The sequence below is a fragment of the Methylovulum miyakonense HT12 genome (genome assembly GCF_000384075.1).
Classification (GTDB): Bacteria; Pseudomonadota; Gammaproteobacteria; order Methylococcales; family Methylomonadaceae; genus Methylovulum; species Methylovulum miyakonense.
Genome location: NZ_KB913025.1, coordinates 3,509,291 through 3,533,456 on the forward strand (window position 1 = coordinate 3,509,291; position 24,166 = coordinate 3,533,456).

Genomic DNA, 24,166 nt, shown 5'->3' on the forward strand with positions numbered 1-24,166 from the left:
CTTCACGGGGCTGCGCCGTTTTTTTTTAAGTCGGCTATGAATTGGGCCTGTTCCTGGGCGTTGGTGGGGCCATAGTCGCGGTGAGCCTTTTGTAGCGACAAGCCCCATTGGTCAAACAATTGGTACAGGCGCGGGCAACTTACCTTGATGTGCCACTTTTGCCAGGCGACCGCGCTGACATGCCCGGCTGTCCATTGGTAGCTGTCGATACCATAATCGGCAGGCGTCTTATGCAGCACGATATAGCGCAGGATGCGTTGCCGCTGCCCGGACAGAAGCTGCTTCCTGTGTACGGATTCCCGTGCAAGCAACGCATCAAACCCGCCATGCAGATAGCCGTCGAGCCAGTGCGTCAACGTTTGCCGCCGGACTTTTTGCTGGCGGCACACCTCCGCCAAGTTTTGGCCGTCCCAAATCGCTTTAAGTGCCAAAAGCCGTCTGCGTTGCCAATGTTTTTGATGACCATAATACTGTTTTTGCCAAGCCTCCCGGTCTTGGGGCGCTAGGCGTTGAAGGCGAATCCTGCGGATCATTTTCCCCTCCTTCCCTTTACAGTTTCGCTAACTCAAAGTATACGATTTTTGAGTCAGATGGGAGTAATACAACGCTATTTTGAAAAGTTAAGGACGGAGTTGCAAACTCCGTCCTGCACAGGATTTGTGGGCGTTCAACGAAGAAATTGTCGCAAGGGCGATTTTTGCCAGCACTATTCCAGTCATCTCCGCCGTCGGCCATGAAACCGATTTCATGATCGCCGATTTTGTCGCCAATGTCCGTGCGCCCACCCCGCTGCCGCCGAACACGCCACGCCGGACGGGCAACTTTGGTTGACGCGCTTTACCGGTTTTGACCAACGTTTGCAATTGCTGGTCCGGCGCAAAATCGGGCAACAACAGCGTATGGACTGGCTCAAGCAACGTTTGCAACAGCAACACCCAGGGCAAAAACTTGCCGGCAATGCGCAACGCTTGGATGAGCTGGAACAACGCTTGAACCAAGCGGTTCAAGGTAAACTGCGCCATCACCACCATTGGCTGGAAGCAAAAACCGCGCGGTTATGGCAACACCATCCGGCGGCAAAAATCAGCCGGCTCCAGCAGAAGCAAGGGTTTCTGCAACAACGTTTGGAAAATGCCATGCGCCATAAATTAGCCCGGCTTAACCAGTAATTGGCGACCTTAAACCGGGGTTACGCGCTGGCGACCGAGACGGCTTCGGGGCAGGTGGTGCGCACCAGCGCACAAGTGCAGGTGGGCGACAAGTTGACGGTGCGCTTCGGGCATGGGGCCGTGTGCAGCGAGGTATTGTCGGTTGAGCCATAAATTGGCGTAATGGGGGAATCAAGGAAAGCGTGAAAATATTTCGAGATTTTAGTAACCCCCCCCCATTTACACAAAATTTATGACACAACCAAGCAAACCCACGACCGGACAAAATGGTTTATTTTAAACCCACATAAGCTAATAATTTTTTAACCAGGCCACCGGATTTCTTTTTATCCTTTGTCCTCTGAGTAGCAAGCATTTCCGCCTCTTCTTCTACGCGTTCGGCCATATCCTTGTCGAGCAATTTTAATATGTCCCTGAATTTTTTATCGTATAAGCCCTTCTCTGCCGCGATGGAGATGGGCGTAACCCCATTATCGGTACTGAAATTACGGTTAGCCCTGTTTTCAACCAGTATTTTAACTACCTCGTAATGGCGATTTGCAACCGCCTTATGCAGGGCTGTCAAACGGGTAGTGGTCGCGCCATCAACCAACGCGTTCATATTGATAAGCTGCTGCACAGCATCAGCATGGCCATTTACCGCAGCCTGCATCAGCGGCGTTATACCGGTGAAACTGTGCGTATCCGGATCTGCACCTTTACTTTTCAATATCCGTAGCATCCTTGAATAGCCATTTTGGGCACTCCAATGCATAGGTGTGTAGCCATTCACATCATGCACAAGTACGTTAGCACCCATTTCGATAAGCAGCGTTGCCGCTTCCTCGCTTGAATTGAAGCTAGCCCTCATTAATGGAGTCCAGCCCTGATCATCCAATATCTCTATATCCATACCTGCTTGCAAAAACAGGGCAATTTCCCGCACCCTACCTTCAATGACACAGTTAAAGAAGTTTCTTTTGGTAAACGCTATGCCTAACAGATTTAATTCAGCTATTGCTTTTTCCCGTACATGCGCCCAAACGTCTTTTTCATTTAACTTTGGAATTGGGTTTATCGCCTCATAAACAAGAGACAGTTTATTTATTTCAGAGGCAATGTCCTTCGGAAACCCCTGTCTTCCTGGTTCGACAAGCAAAAGGTCTTTAAAATATCGGCGTTCCATTTCCGGCAAATCCCAAAGTTCAACGATGCGTTTTATAATGCGAGGAAAAACCTCAGCTAAACGATTAGGAAAATACTTTTTATAGCCATCCATAAGGGCAGCAAGTTGATTGCCTAAATCTGTTGGGTGAGGGGCAGTCTCTACCATGTTTTCTCAAAAATTGTTAGTTATAACATTAAGTTATCTGTTTTGCGCACGGAACAAATTTCTCCATGTCCATCAAAAATTCGTGGTGCATTTCACTCAAAAACCATCATTTGAGGATCATGAAAAATCCGGATGATTTTCCATAGCGTACAATAAAGAAAGGCTCAATTGAAGTTATAACGCCTAGGGGGCTTGGCTGATGTTAGCGGCTCCAAGGGCGGCCAGATTATACCGACAGATAAAATTGGGGACAGCACCAAAGGTTTCCAAAAGCCATCCCCGAATTGCGCCCTCATCGTAACTTTTCCTATCCAAGATTGTCATTTACGCCAAAATTCCGGCACAAACAAAATCACAATCGAGAAAATCTGCACACACCCCAACAACATGGCAAAAGTGCAGACACTGGTTTGGAAATCCGTCAACACGCTGTAATTGGTCGCTGGGCCGACGAGATTTAGGCCGGGGCCGGCATTGTTGAAGCAGGCGATGATGGCGCTAAAGGATGTCATGAAATCTTGAGCGGGACGGGGTTTTGTAACCCCGTCCCAAACGTTTCAACAATGCCCAGCAGTACGGCAAAACGTCAGGGGCGGGTTGAATAAGCCGCTCCGCATCCAGCACCTAAACATTTTGAAATACTGACAATAAATCAAAACATTATGGAACGGGTAACAAACTCGTTCCAGCTCCTGTTGCTTCCAGCTCCCAGTTGATGCGTATACCCACCGTGACACTCCACCCGCACCAAACAACAAGCTATACTTTCCCATCATTCCCAATCAAAAAACGTCGCCCATGCCCTCACGCCGCGTACCAATAGCCTTAAACGCCGGAACTTATTACCTGACGCTGACCATAGAACGTTGGTATTATCTTTTTGACCGTTTCAACCGCTGGCAACTGCTCGCTGATTCCTTACGCTATTGTCAGGAAAACAAAGGCTTGCAGTTAAATGGTTATGTGTTCATGCTGAACCATATCCATTTGATTGTTACCTCACCTGATGTCGCTGGTTTTTTGCGTGATTTTAAGCGGTTTACGTCCAAGCAATTGCGGGAGAACCTGCAAAACCATGAACCCCGCGTTTTGGAGCTGTTTGTTGATAAGGAAGGGACGTATCGGTTTTGGCAGGAGACCAACGCCCCAAAGAAAATCGAGAATCCGGCGTTTTATCTGCAAAAGCTGAATTACTTGCACGAAAACCCTGTGCGTAAGGGTTATGTGCTGAAGCCTGAGTATTGGGTTTGGTCATCGGCTAATGCTGGATCGCCGTTGTTGGTTGCTTTTTTGTAGATTTTTAAGCAGGTCGAAACGTTACGGGCGGGTTGAATAACCCGCCCGGCATCGGCTTCTCCAAACGGTACGGAATTTCGTAACCCAAAGGTTTTGAAGTGCTGGCAATCAATTAAAACGTTATGGAACGGGTAACAAACCCGTTCCGGCCTCAAGCCCGAAACGCTTCAATCATGCGTGGCAAGGGAGTTGTCAAGCGTGGTAGACTGGATATTGAAATGACAACAACGGGGTAAATACCATGGCCACCATAACATTTGATACCCTTGAACTGGTAGACCGATTAAAAACTGCCGGAATCCCGCAAGCGCAAGCTGAGGCGGTTGTGCGCGTAATTGCCGAAGCCCAAAACGGACTGGTAACAAAACATGATTTAACCGAAGCCAAAAATGAAATTAAAGCAGAAATGAATGTGCGTTTTGAACGTATTGATGGTGAATTAAAGTTAAATAGATGGATGCTAGGTGTGCTATTAGCGGGTGTTATCTCGTTGGTGTTGAAGACGTTTTTTTAAGCGAAGCGAGTAGCCTGGATGGAACTTGTGGCATCCGGGCTTCGGGCTAATGTTCCCCTCATGTGGGACGGAATTTGTCATCCCGTCCCAAAGGTTTTGAAGCGCCGACACTTAATTAAAACGTTATGGAACGGGTAACAAACCCGTTCCAGCCAAGGTGTTTGATTAAATCCTGTAGGCAGCGTTTTTTTTCACTTTTTAGGCGAAAGATGGGCAGAACAGCGTTGCCCACCCCACAAAGAAAACACCGTTTTGATCCGCTACTCTATAAGCCAATGCTTTTATGGAATTCACAGAAAACACCTTAACCGGCCTCGCCAACGACATCAAGCAATGGGGTAGGGGGCTAGGCTTCCAGCAAGTCGGTATCAGCGACACTAATTTATCAGACGCAGAACAGCATTTGCAGGATTGGTTGGCGAAGGATTTTCAGGGTGATATGGCGTATATGCAGCGGCATGGGCTAAAACGTAGCCGTCCGGCGATGCTGCAAGAAGGCACCAAGAGCATCATTTCCGTGCGTATGGACTATCTGCCGGAAGCCCCCGCCATGCATGAAACATTGGCTGACCCCGCCGCCGCCTATATTTCCCGCTATGCGCTAGGCCGTGATTACCACAAAGTCCTGCGCAACCGCCTGCAAAAACTCGCCGATAAAATCCAAACGCAATGCGGTGAATTGGGCTACCGTGTGTTTGTGGACAGTGCGCCCGTGCTGGAAAAGGCGATTGCCGAGAAGGCGGGGTTGGGGTGGATAGGCAAGCATTCCAACTTGATCAACCGCAAGGCCGGGTCGTGGTTTTTTCTGGGGGAGATTTACACCGATTTGCCGCTGCCAGCCGATGTGCCGACCAGCAACCATTGTGGTGAGTGTGTGGCGTGCCTTGATGTTTGTCCGACCCAGGCGATAGTCGCACCGTACCAAGTCGATGCCCGCCGTTGCGTGTCGTATCTGACCATTGAATTGCATGGCGCTATCCCTGAAGGCTTGCGTCCCTTGATCGGCAACCGCATTTACGGCTGTGATGATTGCCAGTTGGTTTGCCCTTGGAACCGTTTTGCGCGTTTTACTGGGGAAAAGGACTTTCATCCCCGGCATCGGCTGGATACCCGGCAATTGCTGGAGGTGTTCGCTTGGGATGAAGAAATGTTTTTAAGCAAAACCGAAGGTTCGGCGATACGGCGGATTGGTTATGGGCGGTGGTTGCGCAATATTGCCGTGGCTCTGGGCAATGCGTCCGGTTCTGTTGGCATTGTCGAGGCTTTAAAAAATAGGTTGGCGCATCCGTCCGAATTGGTTAGGGAACATGTGTTGTGGGCTTTACGGCGCCATAGCCAAAACCGGTAGGCAAAAACCGCTGCTGTGCCACCCCTGAAAAATGTTAAGCTGGACTACATTAGCAAATACAGGAACCCCTTATGGACGCACTCAACCAAATAACCACGACCTTGGCGTTAACCATGGGTTTGGCGTGGGCCAGCGGCATTAATCTGTACGCGACCTTATTGACCCTGGGTCTGCTGGCCAATACCGGCAATATCGTGTTGCCGCCTGATTTACAAGTTGTCGCCAACCCTGTTGTTTTAGGTGCGGCGGGGCTGATGTATTTTATCGAATTTTTCGCCGATAAAACCCCCGGCGTGGATACGGGTTGGGATGCCATCCACACCTTTATCCGCATCCCGGCGGGGGCTATGCTGGCTGCCGGGGCGATAGGCGATTTGAACCCGGCGGTTGAAATCGCCGCCGCCATTTTGGGCGGAAGCTTGGCGGCAGGGAGCCACGCGACCAAAGCCGGGACGCGGGTGCTGATCAACACTTCACCCGAACCGTTTAGCAACTGGTTTGCCTCGGTGGGTGAGGATGTCGCCGTCATAGGCGGTGTTTGGGCATGTATCAACCATCCGGTGTTGTTTTTGTTTGCCTTGGCGGGTTTTATCGTGTTGATGATCTGGTGGTTGCCCAAAATTTGGACGGGCGTTAAAAAAGTTTTCCGTTTTGTCACTAACCTGTTTAATCACGGAGCCCCGCCGCCCAATGCCAATCCGCCACAATAAAAAGTGCGAATTGTTTGTCTGAACGCGTTGGGCGTCCAATTTATCCAAAAATACAGGTTCATTAAAAAGACACAAAGACGGCCTACAATCCTCAAGTTTTACTATCCGCCCCCAGTAACAACTTTAGGAGTTTTATGAAATTTCGCGCCGCTATCGCTGTAAGCCTTGCGCTATCAGCCATGTCATCAGCCTTCCTTCCATCCCAAGCAGAAGCGGCGACTAGCCGTAAGGCTTGGGTCGTGCAGAAAATCTACAACCAAAACCACCCGTTCGCCGCCAATCTGCCTGGTGAGTTGGCGGTTAAAATGACCAAAATGGCGGCCAATGCGTTTGCGTTTTATCGCGGCACCGCGCACATTTTTTACGAAGACGCCAACAACACCGCCACTTGGCCTGCTTCATGGTATAGCAATGCCATCACCAACGGTGTTTGGCTTGAAGGCGACATGCACATGCAGAACATGGGCGGATTCCGCGATGCCAACAGCAATGCCGTCTTCGACAGCAATGATTTCGATGAAGGCTACTGGGGGCCTTACACCTGGGATTTGCGGCGCATGGCGGTCGCCATTTTGTTGGCGGCGGAAGAAAATGGCCTTGGCAGTACGGATCGCCAGGCCTTGGTCAAAAATTTTGTGGGCAGTTACGCCACCCAAATTGCCGCATTCAAAGGCAACGACAACGAATTGTCCTATCGCCTGACCACCGGCAACACTAACGGCATCGTCAAAGACACCATCCAAGCCGCCGACGGCAAAACCCGCTCCGGCCTGTTGGCAAAATACACCGCCGTTAGTGGCGGCTCGCGTTATTTCCTGACCATCAGCGGTTCCTTGCAACCCGTCGACAGCAGCACATTTTCGGCCATCAACGCCGCTATGCCGGGCTACCTCAGCTCGATCGCCGCTTCCAAGCGTAAAAGCAACAGCTATTATGCGCTGAAGGATGCGGCCTTGCGTTTAGGTTCCGGCACTGGCAGCTTAGGCCGGTACCGTTATTATGTGCTGGTCGACGGCCCGTCCACGGCGACCAGCGATGATGTGATCCTGGAAATGAAGCAAGAAACTGACAGTGCGGTGGCCATCGCCGCTTCCGGCAACATGCCTGCTTGGGTTTATGATGGCCACAATGGCGAACGCGTCACCAAAAGCATGAAAGCGATGCTGACCAACACCGACGTTTTGGCGGGCTACACCACGATGAATGGCTTGCCGTTTTTCCTGGTTGAGCGTTCACCGTATCAGGAAGATTTTGACTACACCTTGCTGGCCACCTACACCAAATTCAATGATGCGGTCAATTACATGGGCAAAATTTTGGCCAAGAACCATGCGTTGGCAGATAAAGATTATGATGTGGCTTTGATCCCTTACAGCATGGATAAGGAAATCACGGATGTGATAAACGGGGATGTTTCGGGTTTGAAAACCGAAACGTTGAACTATGCACTCGGTTATGCGGCTCAGGTAAAACAGGATTACACGGATTTTGTCAGTGCAAAGAATAGCGGTGCGGTGCTTTATTAGCCTAAAAGCCAGCATAATGCCATTGGGTTTGCCTGGTGGTTTAAAACCCCGTGGCCGGAATCTGTGGTGCGGAGATGCTAGCCCTGTAAAGATTTGCAGAAGGGTCTGGGCCCAATATCCCCTAACCCTATGATGCGGTTAATGCGTCAATCAAACCGTCCGCGCGCCTTGGCGGGGGAGTGCCTGGTTGGGCGCTTTGTCGGGTTTTGTCCGCGTTTTGGGTGAGCGCCCTGTCCAGAAATTCCAGGATATGCCGGGCAATCTCTACGGCTTTTTCCTCAACCGCAAAATGGCCTGCATCCATTAAATGTAACTCGGCATCCGGTAGGTCTTTAAGGTAGGCCAATGCCCCTGCCGCAATGAAGGCAGGATCATGTTCGCCCCAAACAATCAGTGTTGGGGGCCGCCTCTTGCGTAGGAAAGCCTGCCACTTCGGATAGGCGAGGATATTGTTGTTGTAGTCCTGAAACAGCTGGACTTGGATGGCCTTATCCTTGTTGCTTTGCAAAAATACCAAGTCATGTGTCCAGCTATCGGGGTTCATGATGGCTTCTTTGCCTTTCACATCCCTCAAATACTGTTTGTTGATCACGGCTTCGCGCCCGACAAATTCAAAGAGCGAGGCCACTTTTTCAGGGGAACGGTCTTGATTGGCCGTCCTAAAGAAGTTTTGCCGGGCATCCGTTAAGCCGGCTAGATAGGCGTTTGCGTTCTGTACGATCAAGGCCTGCAGCGACTCTGGCGCAGCCAACATCATCCTGTAGCCGACGGGGGCGCCGAAATCCTGCATGTACAGCACGTATTTCGTAATGTCCAGTGCGGACAATAAGCCAGATACATATTTTGCAAGAAGGTCGAAGGTGTAGGCTGTCTGCCCGGGATCAGGATGGTCGCTGTAGCCGGAACCCAGATAATCCGGTGCGATAAGATGGAACTTGCCTGATAGTAGGGGGATTAGCTCCCTATAGGTGTGCGAGGACGATGGGAAGCCATGGAGCAGGACTATCGTCGGTTTGGACGGGTCCCCCGCCTCGCGAAAAAACACTTTTTTGCCTTCGACTTCCTGGAACCGATAGTAGGTTTTTGCAGGCCATCCCGGCCCTTCTGCGTAGGACGATGAAACCATGCCGCACCAGAAAATTGCGATAAGGGCCATTTTGCTTATGCAGGTTAAGGAAGCGGAGGATTTCATGGGTTTTGTGCCTCAAATAAGGGTGGGGGCTGGCTCTATTAGGGTTAAGATGCGGGCAAGCCATTATAGGCCATGGTGGCCTTCAAAATACAAAATACCTGCCATCCCGGTATGGATTGCTAATGGCCGTTTTGATCCGGGCTGTTATCCTGTAAGCACTCCCCGTATTGGGTAGGAACTGGCATATTGGCTGCCTAGATCCGAATAGTGAAGCAACCCTGAAGTTGGTTTCCGTCGCCAAAACGCCACTTGCCCCGCGGGTATTTGCCGGGCTCTGACACACAAGGATGTGTGCATGTGGCCGTCAATTGCCCAGCCCACGACTTGCCGGGAAAGCAAATCGACGACAACGGCTACGTAGAGCCAGCCTTCCTGTGTCCAGACATAATTATCAATAGGACGGTATTATCGGGCTTCATATAATTTTACATAATATGCATTATGCGAAGTCTTTAGGAGAGGAAAAAACGGGCTTGGGTCACAGATCCGGAAAGCTTTTTAAAATTCATAAACCCGCCACGGCATAACGCCATAGGGTTTCCAAATCAACAATAGAGGCATCAGAACATCCCTTGGCTTCCATTTCCGCCTTAAGCAAATGGTATGAGCCCGTCAAGGACATTGGCCGGGGTTGCCGGTAATCCCTCAAAAACTTTTCAACCTGGTGCTGTTCGTCCGGCGTCAGGCCGCCCAGGGGGACGGCGGGGGTTTGTTTCCTTTTCTCGCGGTGAAGCCGTTGCCTATCTGCGTTACTCAATGAATTTGGCGACTTAGGCCGACCGCGACCGCGGCCAGCAGAAGGAAAAAGCTCTATTGTCAGGTTGTCGTTTGAATCTTTCATCTTAATTTCCGTTACTGTAACATTAATTAAATTATAAATAATTTCCGTTACTGTAACAATAAATATTACCCGCCTTCCGGCTGGCCAAAAAGCGGCTATTAGGGTCAAGGATGGCTAGGTTCGATGTTGGGAATTTGATTGACCAATGGAAATTGGCATGAATGGCCATCCTTTCCGGCAGAGTGAAAAGCTAGCGTTGCTACGCTTTTAGTTTTTAAAAGTCACGCTATCGCTATATGAAGATGCTGGCGCACTTCATGGGCGGCGGCTACGCGGATTAGTTTAGATATCAGCGATAAATAAATGGTAAAAAACCGCTTGCCAAATGTGAATGAAGGCCGCCGCTTAACGCTGTGCGCGTTCCGCAAGCTCCACGTGCGCGCGTTGCGCCGGCGGCCTCACTTCAAAATGGAAGCGGCCAAGATATTGGGTTCGGCCTTGTCAGGTTTGGGTGCGTTGACGGGGAAATACAGGGTGCAGTAATGGTTAAAACAAACCCGGTTGGTAGACACCGCCACGGCCTGAAAATCGCTGATAGAATCACGTTTTATGGTGCACTTGACGTGCTTTTTATAGATACGGCAGGTCATGGGCACGGTGCGCAGCTCTTCGGGGGCGATGCCCATATAAGACCAGGTGCGGATGGTGTCGGCATCCAGGACGCGTTTTACGCCACCAGGAGCAAACGCAGCAGTTTTGACAGGAGAAGCGCCACCAGGATTAAGACTGTCAGACGGAACAGGGCGCGGCCTGTCAGGCGGAGGGCTGGCAGCAGGAGCTTTGCCCACAGTTGAGCCAACAGGCTCATGAACAGAGGACGCCAGCCCGTAAACAAGGCCGCAAACGAGGAAAAGAACAAGGAAACCCAAAATTTTAGGGTCTGCCAATACAGACTTACGGTTGGCTTTGACATGTTCGCCCGTCGCCGTGCTCTGATAGCAGCGATAGATTCGCTGGTCGGCTTTGTAGCGTTCGGGCGTGGCTGCAAGGTGTGCTTTGGATTTGCCATTGTTTTCAGGGTCGTGTTTGTGTTCTATCCAGGTGTCTTTCCACCACGGCAGAAAGCCGGACAGGTCACGGTGGCGGTAAGCGAAGTCAGTCACTTCCCGGATCTCGCGCTTAACTTTCGCAATGTTAGTGGTCGAGGCCAATATGTCCCAATTGAAATGCCGTTGTTTGTCGTAAGCGATAAAGACATCTTCAGGACGGCCTTCAGCAATCATGCCCGCATCAAAAACGTCAGCGGGGTTAGGTTGCCATTTGTCGAGGCTTTCCAGTTTAAAATCCCGCCTATCGGGATAGATTTGCTGTATTTCATCAATGATGATCAATGCGCCAAACGGCACCCATTTGTAAAAACACGCCAGCATAGTCCGGGTTTCCTGCCCGGTCGTGTCCAACCATAAAATGGTGGCGGTGGACGGGAAGTCCATATCAGGGAAAGCGTCCTTGACCAAATCCATATCGTTAAAACCACGGATATTCGTCACAACCACCCTGCCCGCTTGCAACGCCGGAATAGCAAAACGCTGGACTAGGGTGAAGCTTTTAAACGAGCCAGGAGGCCCATGGTGTATTTCAGTAGCCATCAGACACCGATAAAAGTCATCACATAACGCGTGATGTACGCGCTCATGATGGTGTTGCAAAACTCAGGCACCCGAAAAAAACAGATGAACCCGAGCAAATCGTCGTCCAACGCACCAAAAGCGGCATTAACGTAAGAGGACAAATTCAACTGGCTGATAATTTCCTGGGCGACATCCCAGGCAAAACTGATCATGGCCAATTTGAACTTAATCATGGCGACCGTGGCATAAATGACATATTGGGCGAAAGCGGCCGTAACAAAGCCATAAAGCTGGTTATAGAGAAAATCAAGGGTTTGGTTAAAAAACGAGATGACGCTATTCAGGAAATCCATAAGATCACCGCTTGTCTAAAATAATGACTAAGGCCAGGAGAAACGCCAAAAACAGGATCGCTTGGGCAATCCAAGAGAGTTGGGCGGCATAAGGGGTCAGGTCGAAGGTATAAGGGACGGAAGAATCCCACAAAGGGTTGGCAAATGAGCCAAAATCAAAGTTAGGGAGCTGGCCACCTGAAACATCCACCGAAGGCACCAGGTTAGTTAAACCCGCCCTGATTTCAGCAATTTTTGAGGAATAATCAGATTGTGCGACATCCAACGCATCCATGGCAGACGTGCCAAAATTGCCAGGGGTTGGGTTGGTCAAGCCATTGGCAGAACCGCCATTGGTGCAATTGCCATTGTAAAGGGTTTGGCCATCGGGGCACGCATGGTTGCCCGTACCATCACCGGAACCGGTACCATTACCCAATTTACCGGATATGCCATCCAATTTTGTGCCAATATCACCTAGTAAAGAGTTTGTGCCATCCAATTTACCGCTTAAATTATCAACTTTAGCCCCAACGCCATCACTTTTAGCACCAAGACCATCAGCATGGGCTTGAGCAGCAGTGATAGAACGGTCAATAGCCTGGACAACCGGGGTAATGTCAGTCACACCACCCTGGCCACCCTGCCCACCGGCACCCCCCATGCCACCATCGCCACCCTTTCCGCCATCACCACCACGACCCCCCTGACCACCCGCCCCGCCAGAACCACCGGCACCCGCTGAGCCGCCAGAAGAACCACCGGCACCACCAGTACCCCCAGCACCAGGCGCACCACCCGCACCGCCACCACCACCCGTACCAGAACCACCAGAAGAACCCGCGGCACCATCAGAACCCGTGGAAGGCGTACCGGGGGCGCCACCACAAGTAGGAACATCCTTGACTAAAATAGAAGCACCCGCACACGTGGTACCGGAAGCCGTACAAATGGAATTGTCAGGAGTATCCTGACAGGGGGGAGCAGAAACGCAAACATTGCCGGAAATATCCAAAACGGTAATAGGAGGGTTACAGGTAGGAGTTCCCGCACAAGTGGTTGATGAAGTGGCAAGGCAGGAATTACCGCTTAATGAATAGGTGGAAGGACAAGTAGCAGTAGCACCACAATGGACAATCACATCATAAGTATTACCAGTAGAGGGAGTCTGATGTGTACAAGCAATATCGGCAGCAGTAGTACCGGAGAAAGAAGAAGAGCAATTGTTATTGTCCGTTGGGAAAAGGTGATACATAACACCAAGGGGCGAGGAATAAAAACCGGAGCCCCCAGAATAACAACGCGGATTAGTGTACGTAGGGGAAACTGAAGGGCAACTAGTTCCATTTGCCCAAAGGTCGAAGGATAAAAAAAGGCCAATAAGAACAAGTAAGGTGTAAAGATACTTTTTCATTATCGGCCTTCAAAGGTCAACGGGAAGAGACATAACCCGCCGCGAACATCAGCACGAACGTGACTGAAAATAACACGGTGGTAAACATGGCTTACTTGCGGATGAACGAAATCACCAGAGCGACACCCGTCATCAATCCGGCGATAGTGATAATGCCGGGGGCGACTTTGGCAAGCAATGCGGTACCATCAGAAATGGCGGTGTCAATGGCAGTTGCGGCCGCAGAATCAGTAGCGAACGCCATTTCAGGAACTAAAGCAGAAACGACAACCAAAGCAGAACCAAGTAATACAGGAACAAATGTTGATTTTTTCATGGGTATAACCTCAATAAAGATAAATAAAAATGCCCAATGGGCGTTACACACTAAACCCGGCGCAATCCCGCAAGCACTTTGCCCAGGACATGGCCTGCAACAAAGGAAACAATGAAAGCGCCCAGTAGAGTTCCGGACAGCACAGGGTCAAATGCCAGATACTGTGCAAATAAAGCGTTAATGTTGAGATTGGCCTGATAATCGGCATTGGTTATCAGCAAATAGGCGCAGCTGTCAGGACTGGACACGGCGTCCAGGAACAGGGTGTTATCCGGGGCGACAGCGACGCAGGAGGCCATGGGCTAACCTATTTGTTGCCAAAAACAGGCTTGGCAGCATCGGCGGCCGGGGCGGCATCGACAGGAGCCGAAACAGGAACCGGCGACGTAGCAAAGCCAACAATAATGTTGCGCCCTTCCCTATCCAAAACGGTGTCAATGTCATACAGGACGGGCTGGCCTTTAAAATCAGCATTGAACTGGTTTTGGAAAGCGGTGATAAAACCGTCAGAGACGGACAACTCAACCGCGCTCAAGCCTACGCCGTGGCATTGGAAATTGGCGGTGTCAGTGGGCTGGAACGGGTTCAGGACAACGGCGCGCGCCATGGAATACGGCTTTTGTGAGGCTTTAGCGATGCCGGAATTGACGAAAATGGCAGAAACTAAGGTTTTCATAAGTGGCCTTTAAGAAGGTAAGGTTAAGGTCAAGAATCAGGCGGCGATCAGGCCGCGGTCATACGCCCATTGGGGAATGCCAACGGGCACGGCTTCAATGACCCGCATCAGCGGCACAACGTTGTTGTGTTCGGGGGCGAGGTGCATAGAATTGATGTCAATGCCGTGTTCTTTGAGAACACGGCGGTGACGATAAAAGGTGTTATGGGTAAGCAGGTTGCGCAAATCCGCGCCTTGACGCCACAACTGGTAAGTGGCCTGGACAGGACGGGGCAACTTCAAAAGGTCGTCATCTAAGAGGGTGGCTTGTTGGGTCATGTCAGTTTTTCCGAGGTAGAAGCCAAAGAGCTCGTCGACTTTGGCAGGGGTTAGATGGTAACCATGGGTGATGCCCAGTTGTTGCAATTCTTTCGATAAAATACGCAGCTCAGCGCGAAGCTTGCCCTTTGAAAATTCTTCCAAGCCAATATCCTGAAGATAAACCGGCAAGGTATGGGTTTTGCCGCCCGCCAGCATTTCCCGCCACTTGTTGTAGAACTTGAACGCCCAGCGGCGGGAAGTCTTGCCGAGGTACACCGTGCCCTTGTCCGAAGTACTACGGCCATGGCGGGAATGGGCACGCATTTCGGCGGCATGGAGCCAGGCTTCCACGCTTTGGTCATTGCCCACGTCATACATCTGGTTAATGTCAACCATCTTCACCTTGTAAGCCCCTTTCTTGATCTGGGCGCGGGTCAAGGCGGGGCTGGAACAGCCATGTAGATGATCGGCAAACAGCTCCAGCAACTTGTCAAACGATAACAGCAGCAACTGGTTCAGGTCACGCGAGCCAAACACGTTATGGCCTTGCAGGAACTTGGCAAGGTTGCCGTCAATGTGCAATTCAGTAGCCACGCCCTGATGGTTGAGGTTGGCGGACTTGATCTTCAGGCTGGTTTCATGGGAACTGCGGACTAACAGTTTTTTGGCACATTCCCAACTGATTTCGCCATCAGCCTCAATGGACATCACCCGCCCGGCAGGAATCGGTTTGTGCAGGAAATAAACGGAACCGCGAAACCAATCAATCATGGGCGACCCCGAAAAATACCAAAAATGGTACAAAAGGACAGTATTACTAACCTTTGTCCTTTCGGTTGTTGCGAACCGTTCGCATTGGGAAAAAAAAGCGGGTTCATTTGGACCACTCCCCCGCCCCAAAACGCGCGGCCACTTGCCGCCGGACATCAGCCAAATACTCTGCGTGGGTCATCTCATCAAACAGGCAAGAAACCGTGGAACGGCTCCTCATCGTGTCAGGGTCAATCTTGGTCTCGACCGAGACATGTTCACCACAGCCACAATGGGTGCGGGTGACGATGGTGTAAGGTTGGTGCGGGTTATTGACCACCTCAATCAACTGCAACAGGTTGCAGATTGGGCATGTATCGCCGATGAACTTGGTAGGCGGCGGCAGGCCGGGACGTTTGATCACCGACACAGGCCGCAAGCCGACACCGCGGCAATGCGGGCAATCCAAAACAACGGAAATGGGCTGGTTCAGGCAATAGGGGCAGCGGTGGCTGGTCATAAAACCCCGCCGGCTTTTCGTAACGTTAAAGCAACGTTTTGAAGCAAATCCGCCGGAACCGACAAACTAACGCCGGCATTTCGTAACACAAACGAAGGATGGGCAACACAACGATTGGAAACCCGCACACGTTCAAAACCGTTTTTTTGCCAACGGTAAAAAGCCTGCCGACAAGCATTTGAACAAAAACGGGGTGCGCGACCCATCGGGGAACGTTTGACCGTATTGTGGCAAGTGGGATAGTAACAAACCGTCATAAGGGTGAACCCCCCAAGTTATCGCCCGCTACGGGGAGGGTTCGGGCAAGCGCGGAGAAATCAGGGAAAAGGTTCAGCAGTTCATCGGCTTTATTGACGGCGATCTCAAAGAGGATCAGGAGGTTTTGCCGTTGGGGGGGCGGGTACTAAAGATAAATCGAGTTTTGCGCGTGTTAGGGTCATTGGCTTGCCTTCAATGAGGTAATTTTTCAAATTTGTATACAAATCCCAAATGATTTGTGAGTTATTTATATACTAACCACAAATGACATGTAAATAAGGGATTTATATAAAAGAAATAAATGGAATAATTAACAAATCACAAAACGACAAAAGGCAAAATAAATGGCAAGTCACCACTCACTAAGGGTTAGAGGTTCACGCTGGGAAAAAATAGAAAAAAAGGCGTGGGAATTTTCGATTAAAGCTAACAAAGTGATAAAACCTACAGATGTTGCAGACGCTTTACTTAGCTTATTTTTAGATAAAATAACTATCGAAGATGTAGAAAAAGCAAAAGAAGAAAGATAATTAAATCAATTAGATAAAATATGAATTTCTTAAGAAACCTGCTGATATGTACCTTAGTACTATTCGCCGGATGGTTCATCCTCAAATATCTGGAAATGGCCTACAAAGACACAGGCAACTGGCTACCCGAAACAATAAAAAAAGAAGTTCAAAACAAACAAAACAAGACACACATCCAATACACCGTAACAAAAAACGGAATGGTGGAAACAGAAGGCGGCCTAACACTAACAGCCGATAATGAAGGTTATTACCGAGGATACGGACTAATAAACGGGATAAAAATGCCCTTCCTGATCGACACAGGAGCAACACATGTGACAATCCCCATCGAAATGGCGAAAGCGGCAAACCTACCAGCCACGGGAACCAAGAAATTTTGGACTGCCAACGGTGACATAATCGAATCCACCACCAGCATCAACGAGCTAAAGTTAGGCAACGCCGTGCTAAACAACGTGGAAGGGACAATAAACCATTCTATGAAAGAAATCCTGATGGGCATGAGCGCGTTAAAACACTTCAACATGGAAGTAAAAGGCAACACAATGAAATTGGTTTCAAAGGGATGGAGTGGACGGGAAAGACTACCAAAATGGAAAAAAACGGTATCCTGCAACGAGGAAAAAACCGATTGCAGGACAATCTATAGCGAATAGACCTCGCATAATGCACGTTATGCAAAAAGGCCGCCGTGGGCTTGCGCATTGTCCACGGCGGCCTTGTTACATAACGTAAACGGGTAATTATGCGAAGTCTCAGACGGGTTATTTTCGGGGGGTGCATGACCCTGCAAACAGCCGGTTTTACCCGCCTTCCGGCTAACCAAAAAGCGGCAAAGCGGTGCCCATGACTTAAGCAGTCTTCTACTGCTTAAGTGCATGGCAAGCTTATTTTTGTTGTGTAGCCGTTCAAGTGTGCGCAAGCCGCCAATCAAAAAAATGGCTGGCCACGGATGTTTTGAATTTTTTTGAGTTGGCGCACTTGACGGCCTGGACACACAGCGAACTATTAACCCCGACTGGATGAATGGCTACGCCATGATTTAATTGGGAAGACCTTCACGGTCTCCCCAAACCCCACCCCGTTATGATGTAAGCATCATCATCAATACACACGGATTTTAGCAGGGTCGCGGCAGCCTCAAGCAAAATGACGGTTTCCAAAAAAATAATGGCTAAGGAAAAGGCCATTTTGAATTATTTTTTCAGACCCTCCGTAATTTTGCTTGACCCCGCCACTTAACCCCGCTGGCTGATGTGTGCATCGACGTGATGCGCCAATCAACCGGGGTATGTTATGAAAAACGAATATGAAAAAATGTGGCAAATGGATTGGGAATACGACGTGGTGATGGCCGGGTTTTATGAATGGGTGCTCAGTAAAGCCCCTAAAACCCCGGACATCTGGCGGGAAGATATTGAGAAAGCGGAAGCGAATTGGTTGGCTTGAAAAACAAGGCCACGGACGGCCTTTTTAAAAAATGCCGTTGCCGTATTGTTTACTGATGATATACCAATAAAACGGCGTTTTTAGGAAAAAAGGCGAAAATCGGGGATTTTTGGTGGGCGGTTCCGGCGGAACCGGATTGGCCAGGCCGCAAAAACGCTGGCTGATTGTAAAGCGTAAGGAAACGATTAACTTAAACAGCCCGTTTCGCGTTACGGCTTGCGGGACTCCGCAAGCTCCGTTCCTCAGCCTAGACGCTCAACGGGCGGCGGACAGGAACGGCGGGGATGGCATGGGGCTGTTCTTTTTTGACAATGGGAAAGTACAGGTAACAGGACTTGAGGTTGCAAAGGCGGTTGGTGACGGAGCTGAACATGACCGTGTGGCTTTCCTGAAGCGATACGGTGCAACGGATGGTTTTTTTTGAGGACACCGAGCAAAACGGCGGCAACTGGTCGAATTCATCGACGGTGATGCCGGCAACATCCCAAGCCGCAATGTTTTGCAGCCAGGTCTTTTTTAATGGCCGAGCAGGACTAGCCGGAGCAGCCGCGACAGCATCAACGCCACGGCCAGGAACAGGACGCCCCGAAGCAGGAGCCTCGACAGCTGGCGCAGCAGCCAGGTCAGGGGCGGCGGCTTTTGATTCGGTGTGCTCGCCCGTCGCCGTGCTCGAATAGCATGCAAACACGCGGGGGTCGGCTTTATATCGTTTGGGTGCGCCGGCTCTGCTGGCATTGGATTTACCGTTGTTTTCAGGGTCATGTTAGTGCTCCATCCACGTATGTTTCCACCAGGGCAACAGTCCGGACAAATCACGGTGGCGGAACGCCCACTCGGTGACTTCGCGGATTTCTTTTTTGACTTTGGCAATGTTCGTGGTGGAGGCGAACAAATCCCAGTTGAGGCTCTAGTCCTCCGGCATCAATCCGCATATCAAAAAGTGCCCCCTGCCCTTCCCGCTTACCGTGGTTTTTACCCTCAACGTATTCATGCGGGATCAGTACGTTGATTTTGTCGAAGCCAAATTCTTCATGCCGAACAAAACGTTTACGACTATTTGCCGAATGCGGAAATTGTCATCATCGGGCATATTGGCAAGGTAACGTTCCTGTGCCTCAGCTGTCCAGGCAAAATAATCCGGCACAACGCTGATGATTGCCCGTCTTATTGCCGCTTCTTGTTTGGAGGATATCGATGTAACAATGGCCATTTATTTACCTTAACAATCAACCAATTTATACCCTAAGTTTTTATAGCCTATTTGCCGCTTTCCGCTCATTTTGGCTAGCATGGGCACATGGCTATCGACATAATCATAAATTCTGACTTCGGTTTTGGCGTGGTGCAAGCGGTGCAGCCTTCCGGCATACTGTGCCAAGGTGCCTTTCCAAGAAATTGGCATGACCAAAAATAAGGTGTCGAGCCGGTCATCATCAAAGCCTTCACCCAGATAACGTCCGGTAGCGATAATGATGCGTTCCTCATCATCGGGGATACTTTGCAAAGTATCTGCCAATTGCTTGCGTTGTCGGCTCCCCATGCCACCTTGCATGACAAGGACATTTTTCGCAAACGTTTTGATTTGCTCGGCCAACAACACAACATGCTCTTTCCGTTCGGTTAACACAATCGGTGAACGCCTTTCTGATAGCGCTTGTTTAATGTCATCAAGAATCAACTGGTTGCGTCGTCCGTCAAGCACCAATGCCTGATAAATTGCATGGATATAAGTGCGGCTATCGGTGCTTGGGATTTCTGGCATCATAAATGCCGTTTGCCGCTGCGTCACGTAATGGTTAAAAGGCCGTGCGGATGCTTGTTCTTTAGCACTGGCCTGAAAACGGATAGGGCCGCATTGCATGAATACGATGGGGTGATGTCCATCCTTGCGGGTTAACGTTGCCGACAAGCCTAAAACGAATTTTGACTTACACGCTTTGGCAACGGATTCAAAGCTGACCGCCGATAAATGATGGCATTCATCAAAAATAACCTGTCCGTAATTGGCCACCAAGTCATTCACTTCATGATTTTTTATCAGGCTTTGCATGATGGCGACATCAATAATGCCTGTCGGTTTGTTTTTGCCGCCACCGATCTTTCCCACCTGATTTTTAGGCACGTTCAAAAACGTTTCTATGCGTTCCAGCCACTGATCTAAAAGTTGTCGGCGGTGGACAATAATCAGCGTGTTCACTTGACGCGTTGCCAAAATATGCAGTGCGACCACCGTTTTTCCAAAAGCGGTGGTCGCAGACAGCGTTCCAATATCGTGTGCAAGCAACTTGTTTGCGGCTTGGTTTTGCTCTTCTGTCAATGTTCCCTGAAATTGCAAATCGGCAATGGGCTTACCCGCAAACCGCTCATCCTGAATAACAGGCTGGATTTTTAATTCGCCAAGAAGGTTCATGGCATCGTCAATACAGCCCCTAGGTAAGGCAATATGCTGTGGAAAATAACCCGCACAGGAAATGATTCTGGGTTTACCGAAAGTTGACAACCTCATGGCTTGGGATTTGTAAAATTCCGGATTCTGGAACGCCGCCAACCGGATAAGCTTGCTTTGCAGTGATGGCGGCAACTCGGTTTTATCGATGAATAACTGGTTTCCCAGAATAATGCTGACTTGTTTAGGCAGGGGCCCATTAATAGTGGTTTCTTGAATTTTGCCTGAAGGTGCTATTTTCCAAGGTTCATCTTCCTCGGCAATAGGAAGTATCACGCCTAAAATACGGTTTTGTTGTTCAGCTTTTACGATCAATGGGTTTAACTCACCCAACGATATGCGTTTAATGGTCGATAGGTAAGCCCATTGATCGGGATAGGGTATAAAGTTGTTATCGACAAATACGCTGTTACCCTGTTCGCGTGGTTTTTTCTGTAAAGGTAAAGCAATCAAATTGCCGAAGCCGCCTTTCGGCATGGTATCTTGGTTGGGAAACAATCGGTCATACGATTCAAAACCCAATTCCGGGTGTTTATCCATCGCTTGCGTAAGCAAGTAAGCCCCTAGTTTCCTGGCCTCCAGGGCTAAAATGGGGGAACTGAAAAACAACCAAACATGAGCACCCTTACCTGAACGTGATATTTCAACGCCATAAGGGATGCCGTTTTCTTGACAAGCCCCGGCAAAAGCACCGACATCCAATTGCCACGATGCCTTATCAAAATCAACAGCCAAAAACCAACAGCGTTCATCTTGCATTAACGGGTAAACACCAATGACAAAATCGCCTGACCGATTGCCCTGGTTAACTTTACCTGCCAGATGATTGGCTATGACGGTGTCGTTAACGGGAATGAATGAACGGGATTTGCAGTCGCCACACTTGATGCGGGGCTTTTCGCAAATAGTGGGTTTCCATTCATTGGCACAGGCGGGTGAATAGCCTGACTTTCCGGTTTTGCCGTTTTCCCAACGTTTGGGAAAAATATCAGTGCGCCCTTTGAATAAATCGCCAAACAGGCTAACTTTTTCTTGACTCGACGATCGGTGATTAACGGTTGCATCCACCCTGATTTTCACCAAATTGTCTTGCTGTTGCCGTAGGTGTTCTTTTAAGGCTGTTAACTCGATAAGCAATGCTTCACGTTCAGCATCAATGGCTTGGATTTTTTGTTCTAATGCGGAGATTCGCTGTTCAGTGTTGCCCATAATTGTCTGAAGAGCGAGTGATCCTACTCATTCACACTCAACAGTACCTGATTGATGACAGCCGACGCAATGCGGAAATCAGACGTATGTAAAATCTGAAATACGGCGCGGGCTGATGGTATCAAATTCTGCTTTTTTGCTTGACCGATAATGGCGGCGGTACCGATGACACGTAGGCCATTTTCTTTGGCAACCGCACGTCCCGCACGTTCATCCATCACTAGCAAAACCTGCTCCACATAGTTCAACGCCAAATTGATACAATCCGTTTCACCCGCATCCAAATCCATATCAAGGCAAGGCGTTATTGGCTCAGGCCATACTTTTAGCCAGTCTTCTGCGAGTGCTTTGGCGATGGCCTCTTCACCACGGGCACCTGTTCCTGGCAATACTTCGCGCTTGACAGTTTCCGGTAAATAAACCGTATTAAAGAGTTTAGGTAACCAGACCAAACCCTCTACCATAGCCAAACCAATTAACGGGCTGGAGTCGATGACAACAAAACCAGCCATGCGCTATCCTTGGGTTAACCATTGATCCAAGGTATCCATATCTTGTTGGACTTCAACGGCAGTCTGGTTAATCACCGCAATACCTAACCGGGATACATGGGCTATAAAATCGGCCAAGGGTGTGTCGGCCAGTTTGGCAGAGCGGGCCAACGACAATTCCCCATCCCTGAACAATGCCGTTGCCAACGCCTTGCGTACACCCGGCAGATCCATCACCTTCAGGGAGTTAACGCCGATCATTAACGCATCAGGCTCATTTCGGTTCATTACCAGTACTAAATCATCATGCGCCATGCGTAAAGCTTGGCTAGGGTTGTTTTTTAAGCCGCTGACATTCACTGTTTTCATAGGACTATCTCATAGGAATATTAGATGGGATTATTATATAGGATATTTGAAGGTCTAGGTTTGCACTAAATATGAGAGAGTGGCTAAGTAATTTGACATAAGTTTTATGGCATATAGCCCAGCGGCGAATGGAACGAGCAAAAGAACCTCAGTAACACACAAAAACATGGGATCTATTTTGTGGCGGTAACTTCGGTATTTGAAGCCCCCCAACTACAAGCATGTCACCACTAGACAGCGATCTTTGCCAATTCGTGGCGTTTGGTATTTGCCCTTGATTTACGGCACAAATAAGTCATTGATTTGTAGGTTTTTCTAGGTATTGTCAAATATCTTGCGTTGTTTATGTGTTGACATTGGTAACACAATTGATTGAATGCTGAAAATTCAGATTGATTTAACCGGACAGCATTTATGAAAACAGAACACGCACCCGCAGAAGTAAATATCCATTTACGGGCAAAGGCCCATGACAGGTTGCTCATTGACCAAGCCGCAGAATTGCTAGGCTCCAACCGTTCGCAATTCATGATGGCATCGGCTTTGAAAGAAGCAAAGAGCGTCATTCTTGACCAAACTTCACTTTATGTAGATAACCAGACATTCCAAAAAGTGTTGGATTGGTTGGACAAACCTGCAACACCAGAACAAATAGACGGAATGAACCGGCTGAAAGCCACTAAATCGTTATGGTCAAATGAGTGAAGGCAAGCAATTTACCCCGCCCGTCCCGCTTACCCTAAAGCATGATACCGATGATTTTTGTTCTGGTGAAGAAACACTACATATCTGGTTGCGTGAGCGGGCATTGGACAACATGGCGGTATCGGCAAGCAAAACCTATGTTGTTTGCCCATCAGGTTCCCATAAAGTCATTGGCTACTACGCCATTTGTATGGGGCAAATTTTTAACCAAGAGTTTATTGGCTCTATGCGTAGAAATATGCCCCGCCAGATTCCGGCGGTCATTCTTGCCCGTCTGGCCATTGATGAAAAATGGCAGGGTAAAGGACTGGGAAAGTCCTTGCTTCAAGATGCCGTGCAACGGTCAGTCCGTGCAGCCCAAGAAGTTTCCGCCCGCCTCCTGATCGTCCATACCATTTCAGCCGCTGCCGAAGCTTTCTATTCCCATTATGGGTTCACCCGCCTACCGACAGAAACACCAACTTACGGGCTAGACCTTATCAAGTTTGCCAACCTGCCAAAATAAGCCCACCTCAATTTGAATTGTCTGAAAGCAGACTGAACTTTTGATAACGGCGGTTTTGGGGAGATAAGGCAGGCGTATAAATCCATTGATCTTATCCGGCAATGTTCCGTATATTAAACACATGAAAGAAGCCAAACCACCAACTGCCCGCCTCGAAGCCCGCCTGCCCGTCCATGTCCATGCGATGCTGAAATGCGCCGCTGAAATACAGGGGCGGACGTTGACGGATTTTGTTGTCGCCGCCTCCAGCGAGGCCGCAAGGCAAACTATCGAAGCCACCGAGATTATCTGTCTTTCGGTGGAAGACCAACGGCTTTTTGCCGAGAGCCTCACCAACCCGCCTGAACCGAACGCCGCCCTGCGCCGGGCGTTTGAGAAACACCGCGAATTGTTCGATACCAAGTGACCTCGCTT

General features: G+C 49.5%; 30 protein-coding genes and 1 pseudogene. 12 read left to right on the forward strand and 19 right to left on the reverse strand.

Annotated features, from left to right (window positions below):
- Nucleotides 1-2: 2 nt before the first annotated feature.
- The gene (locus METMI_RS0117210; protein WP_019867542.1) at nucleotides 3-533 is read right to left on the reverse strand and encodes a helix-turn-helix domain-containing protein; all 531 of its coding nucleotides are present in this window, start codon (nucleotides 531-533) and stop codon (nucleotides 3-5) included.
- A gap of 124 nt (nucleotides 534-657) precedes the next feature.
- Here METMI_RS0117210 and METMI_RS27105 point away from each other — a divergent pair.
- Nucleotides 658-1,169: pseudogene (locus METMI_RS27105) on the forward strand (exodeoxyribonuclease VII large subunit).
- 271 nt (nucleotides 1,170-1,440) lie between these two features.
- On the opposite strand, the gene METMI_RS0117230 reads toward METMI_RS27105, so the two are convergent.
- Both METMI_RS0117230 and METMI_RS0117240 read right to left on the reverse strand, forming a co-directional pair.
- Nucleotides 1,441-2,481 carry an ankyrin repeat domain-containing protein gene (locus METMI_RS0117230; RefSeq protein ID WP_019867545.1) on the reverse strand — a complete coding sequence of 347 codons (1,041 nt, stop codon included), beginning with the start codon at nucleotides 2,479-2,481 and terminating at the stop codon, nucleotides 1,441-1,443.
- Nucleotides 2,482-2,801: 320 nt separating this feature from the next.
- Nucleotides 2,802-2,993 carry a hypothetical protein gene (locus METMI_RS0117240; protein WP_019867547.1) on the reverse strand — a complete coding sequence of 64 codons (192 nt, stop codon included), beginning with the start codon at nucleotides 2,991-2,993 and terminating at the stop codon, nucleotides 2,802-2,804.
- 286 nt (nucleotides 2,994-3,279) lie between these two features.
- Between METMI_RS0117240 and METMI_RS0117245 the strand changes: the two genes are divergently transcribed.
- From METMI_RS0117245 to METMI_RS0117265, 5 genes are all read left to right on the forward strand, one after another.
- Nucleotides 3,280-3,777, forward strand: coding sequence for an REP-associated tyrosine transposase (locus tag METMI_RS0117245; protein ID WP_019867548.1), 498 nt, complete (start codon nucleotides 3,280-3,282; stop codon nucleotides 3,775-3,777).
- A 241-nt stretch (nucleotides 3,778-4,018) separates the two neighbouring features.
- On the forward strand, nucleotides 4,019-4,291 hold the full coding sequence (locus METMI_RS0117250; RefSeq protein WP_019867549.1) for a CCDC90 family protein: 273 nt from the start codon (nucleotides 4,019-4,021) through the stop codon (nucleotides 4,289-4,291).
- A gap of 283 nt (nucleotides 4,292-4,574) precedes the next feature.
- Nucleotides 4,575-5,639: a tRNA epoxyqueuosine(34) reductase QueG gene (queG, locus tag METMI_RS0117255; protein WP_019867550.1), complete on the forward strand. Its 1,065-nt coding sequence runs from the start codon at nucleotides 4,575-4,577 to the stop codon at nucleotides 5,637-5,639.
- 71 nt (nucleotides 5,640-5,710) lie between these two features.
- The gene (locus tag METMI_RS24490) at nucleotides 5,711-6,349 is read left to right on the forward strand and encodes a DUF4126 domain-containing protein (RefSeq protein ID WP_019867551.1); all 639 of its coding nucleotides are present in this window, start codon (nucleotides 5,711-5,713) and stop codon (nucleotides 6,347-6,349) included.
- A 134-nt stretch (nucleotides 6,350-6,483) separates the two neighbouring features.
- Complete coding sequence (locus METMI_RS0117265) at nucleotides 6,484-7,875, forward strand: DUF2252 domain-containing protein (protein ID WP_019867552.1); 1,392 nt, start codon at nucleotides 6,484-6,486, stop codon at nucleotides 7,873-7,875.
- Nucleotides 7,876-8,002: 127 nt separating this feature from the next.
- Here the strand turns inward: METMI_RS0117265 and METMI_RS0117270 are convergent, their stop codons facing one another.
- From METMI_RS0117270 to METMI_RS0117330, 11 genes are all read right to left on the reverse strand, one after another.
- Nucleotides 8,003-9,031, reverse strand: a complete 1,029-nt coding sequence (locus METMI_RS0117270; protein WP_156829885.1) for an alpha/beta fold hydrolase — start codon at nucleotides 9,029-9,031, stop codon at nucleotides 8,003-8,005.
- Nucleotides 9,032-9,211: 180 nt separating this feature from the next.
- Nucleotides 9,212-9,463, reverse strand: a complete 252-nt coding sequence (locus METMI_RS28330; RefSeq protein WP_156830010.1) for a DDE-type integrase/transposase/recombinase — start codon at nucleotides 9,461-9,463, stop codon at nucleotides 9,212-9,214.
- 109 nt (nucleotides 9,464-9,572) lie between these two features.
- Nucleotides 9,573-9,908: a hypothetical protein gene (locus METMI_RS0117280; protein ID WP_019867555.1), complete on the reverse strand. Its 336-nt coding sequence runs from the start codon at nucleotides 9,906-9,908 to the stop codon at nucleotides 9,573-9,575.
- A gap of 398 nt (nucleotides 9,909-10,306) precedes the next feature.
- Nucleotides 10,307-11,497 (reverse strand): zonular occludens toxin family protein, encoded by a 1,191-nt coding sequence (locus METMI_RS0117290; protein ID WP_019867557.1) that lies wholly within the window; start codon nucleotides 11,495-11,497, stop codon nucleotides 10,307-10,309.
- On the reverse strand, nucleotides 11,497-11,832 hold the full coding sequence (locus METMI_RS0117295; protein ID WP_019867558.1) for a DUF2523 family protein: 336 nt from the start codon (nucleotides 11,830-11,832) through the stop codon (nucleotides 11,497-11,499). The genes METMI_RS0117290 and METMI_RS0117295 overlap by 1 nt, the downstream gene beginning before the upstream one ends.
- 4 nt (nucleotides 11,833-11,836) lie before the next feature.
- The gene (locus METMI_RS27115; protein ID WP_156829886.1) at nucleotides 11,837-13,225 is read right to left on the reverse strand and encodes a hypothetical protein; all 1,389 of its coding nucleotides are present in this window, start codon (nucleotides 13,223-13,225) and stop codon (nucleotides 11,837-11,839) included.
- A gap of 91 nt (nucleotides 13,226-13,316) precedes the next feature.
- Nucleotides 13,317-13,541, reverse strand: coding sequence for a hypothetical protein (locus METMI_RS0117310; protein ID WP_019867561.1), 225 nt, complete (start codon nucleotides 13,539-13,541; stop codon nucleotides 13,317-13,319).
- 50 nt (nucleotides 13,542-13,591) lie between these two features.
- Nucleotides 13,592-13,840, reverse strand: coding sequence for a hypothetical protein (locus METMI_RS0117315; RefSeq protein ID WP_019867562.1), 249 nt, complete (start codon nucleotides 13,838-13,840; stop codon nucleotides 13,592-13,594).
- 8 nt (nucleotides 13,841-13,848) lie between these two features.
- Nucleotides 13,849-14,217, reverse strand: a complete 369-nt coding sequence (locus METMI_RS0117320) for a hypothetical protein (RefSeq protein WP_019867563.1) — start codon at nucleotides 14,215-14,217, stop codon at nucleotides 13,849-13,851.
- A gap of 36 nt (nucleotides 14,218-14,253) precedes the next feature.
- Nucleotides 14,254-15,288, reverse strand: a complete 1,035-nt coding sequence (locus METMI_RS0117325; RefSeq protein ID WP_019867564.1) for a phage/plasmid replication protein, II/X family — start codon at nucleotides 15,286-15,288, stop codon at nucleotides 14,254-14,256.
- Between the two features lie 103 nt (nucleotides 15,289-15,391).
- On the reverse strand, nucleotides 15,392-15,787 hold the full coding sequence (locus METMI_RS0117330) for a hypothetical protein (RefSeq protein ID WP_019867565.1): 396 nt from the start codon (nucleotides 15,785-15,787) through the stop codon (nucleotides 15,392-15,394).
- A 602-nt stretch (nucleotides 15,788-16,389) separates the two neighbouring features.
- Between METMI_RS0117330 and METMI_RS0117340 the strand changes: the two genes are divergently transcribed.
- From METMI_RS0117340 to METMI_RS27120, 3 genes are all read left to right on the forward strand, one after another.
- On the forward strand, nucleotides 16,390-16,575 hold the full coding sequence (locus METMI_RS0117340) for a hypothetical protein (protein ID WP_019867567.1): 186 nt from the start codon (nucleotides 16,390-16,392) through the stop codon (nucleotides 16,573-16,575).
- 20 nt (nucleotides 16,576-16,595) lie between these two features.
- A complete protein-coding gene (locus tag METMI_RS25675) occupies nucleotides 16,596-17,234 on the forward strand; it encodes a retropepsin-like aspartic protease family protein (protein WP_019867568.1) in 639 nt (212 codons plus the stop codon).
- 640 nt (nucleotides 17,235-17,874) lie between these two features.
- A complete protein-coding gene (locus METMI_RS27120; protein ID WP_019867571.1) occupies nucleotides 17,875-18,027 on the forward strand; it encodes a hypothetical protein in 153 nt (50 codons plus the stop codon).
- A gap of 247 nt (nucleotides 18,028-18,274) precedes the next feature.
- On the opposite strand, the gene METMI_RS0117365 is transcribed toward METMI_RS27120, so the two are convergent.
- The 5 genes from METMI_RS0117365 to METMI_RS0117390 form a co-directional block, all read right to left on the reverse strand.
- A complete protein-coding gene (locus tag METMI_RS0117365; protein ID WP_019867572.1) occupies nucleotides 18,275-18,715 on the reverse strand; it encodes a hypothetical protein in 441 nt (146 codons plus the stop codon).
- Between the two features lie 309 nt (nucleotides 18,716-19,024).
- Nucleotides 19,025-19,237: a hypothetical protein gene (locus METMI_RS0117375; RefSeq protein ID WP_019867574.1), complete on the reverse strand. Its 213-nt coding sequence runs from the start codon at nucleotides 19,235-19,237 to the stop codon at nucleotides 19,025-19,027.
- A gap of 9 nt (nucleotides 19,238-19,246) precedes the next feature.
- Complete coding sequence (locus METMI_RS0117380; RefSeq protein WP_019867575.1) at nucleotides 19,247-21,682, reverse strand: TOTE conflict system archaeo-eukaryotic primase domain-containing protein; 2,436 nt, start codon at nucleotides 21,680-21,682, stop codon at nucleotides 19,247-19,249.
- A 23-nt stretch (nucleotides 21,683-21,705) separates the two neighbouring features.
- A complete protein-coding gene (locus METMI_RS0117385; RefSeq protein WP_019867576.1) occupies nucleotides 21,706-22,194 on the reverse strand; it encodes a DUF3368 domain-containing protein in 489 nt (162 codons plus the stop codon).
- A gap of 3 nt (nucleotides 22,195-22,197) precedes the next feature.
- Complete coding sequence (locus tag METMI_RS0117390; RefSeq protein ID WP_019867577.1) at nucleotides 22,198-22,542, reverse strand: UPF0175 family protein; 345 nt, start codon at nucleotides 22,540-22,542, stop codon at nucleotides 22,198-22,200.
- A gap of 414 nt (nucleotides 22,543-22,956) precedes the next feature.
- On the opposite strand from METMI_RS0117390, the gene METMI_RS0117395 reads away from it, so the two are divergent.
- The 3 genes from METMI_RS0117395 to METMI_RS0117405 all read left to right on the forward strand — a co-directional run bounded on the left by METMI_RS0117395 (nucleotide 22,957) and on the right by METMI_RS0117405 (nucleotide 24,158).
- Nucleotides 22,957-23,247 (forward strand): type II toxin-antitoxin system TacA family antitoxin, encoded by a 291-nt coding sequence (locus METMI_RS0117395; RefSeq protein WP_019867578.1) that lies wholly within the window; start codon nucleotides 22,957-22,959, stop codon nucleotides 23,245-23,247.
- Complete coding sequence (locus METMI_RS0117400) at nucleotides 23,240-23,752, forward strand: GNAT family N-acetyltransferase (RefSeq protein WP_019867579.1); 513 nt, start codon at nucleotides 23,240-23,242, stop codon at nucleotides 23,750-23,752. Before METMI_RS0117395 ends, METMI_RS0117400 begins: the two co-directional genes overlap by 8 nt.
- A 121-nt stretch (nucleotides 23,753-23,873) precedes the next feature.
- Nucleotides 23,874-24,158 (forward strand): type II toxin-antitoxin system TacA family antitoxin, encoded by a 285-nt coding sequence (locus METMI_RS0117405; RefSeq protein ID WP_019867580.1) that lies wholly within the window; start codon nucleotides 23,874-23,876, stop codon nucleotides 24,156-24,158.
- The last annotated feature ends 8 nt before the right edge of the window (nucleotides 24,159-24,166 follow it).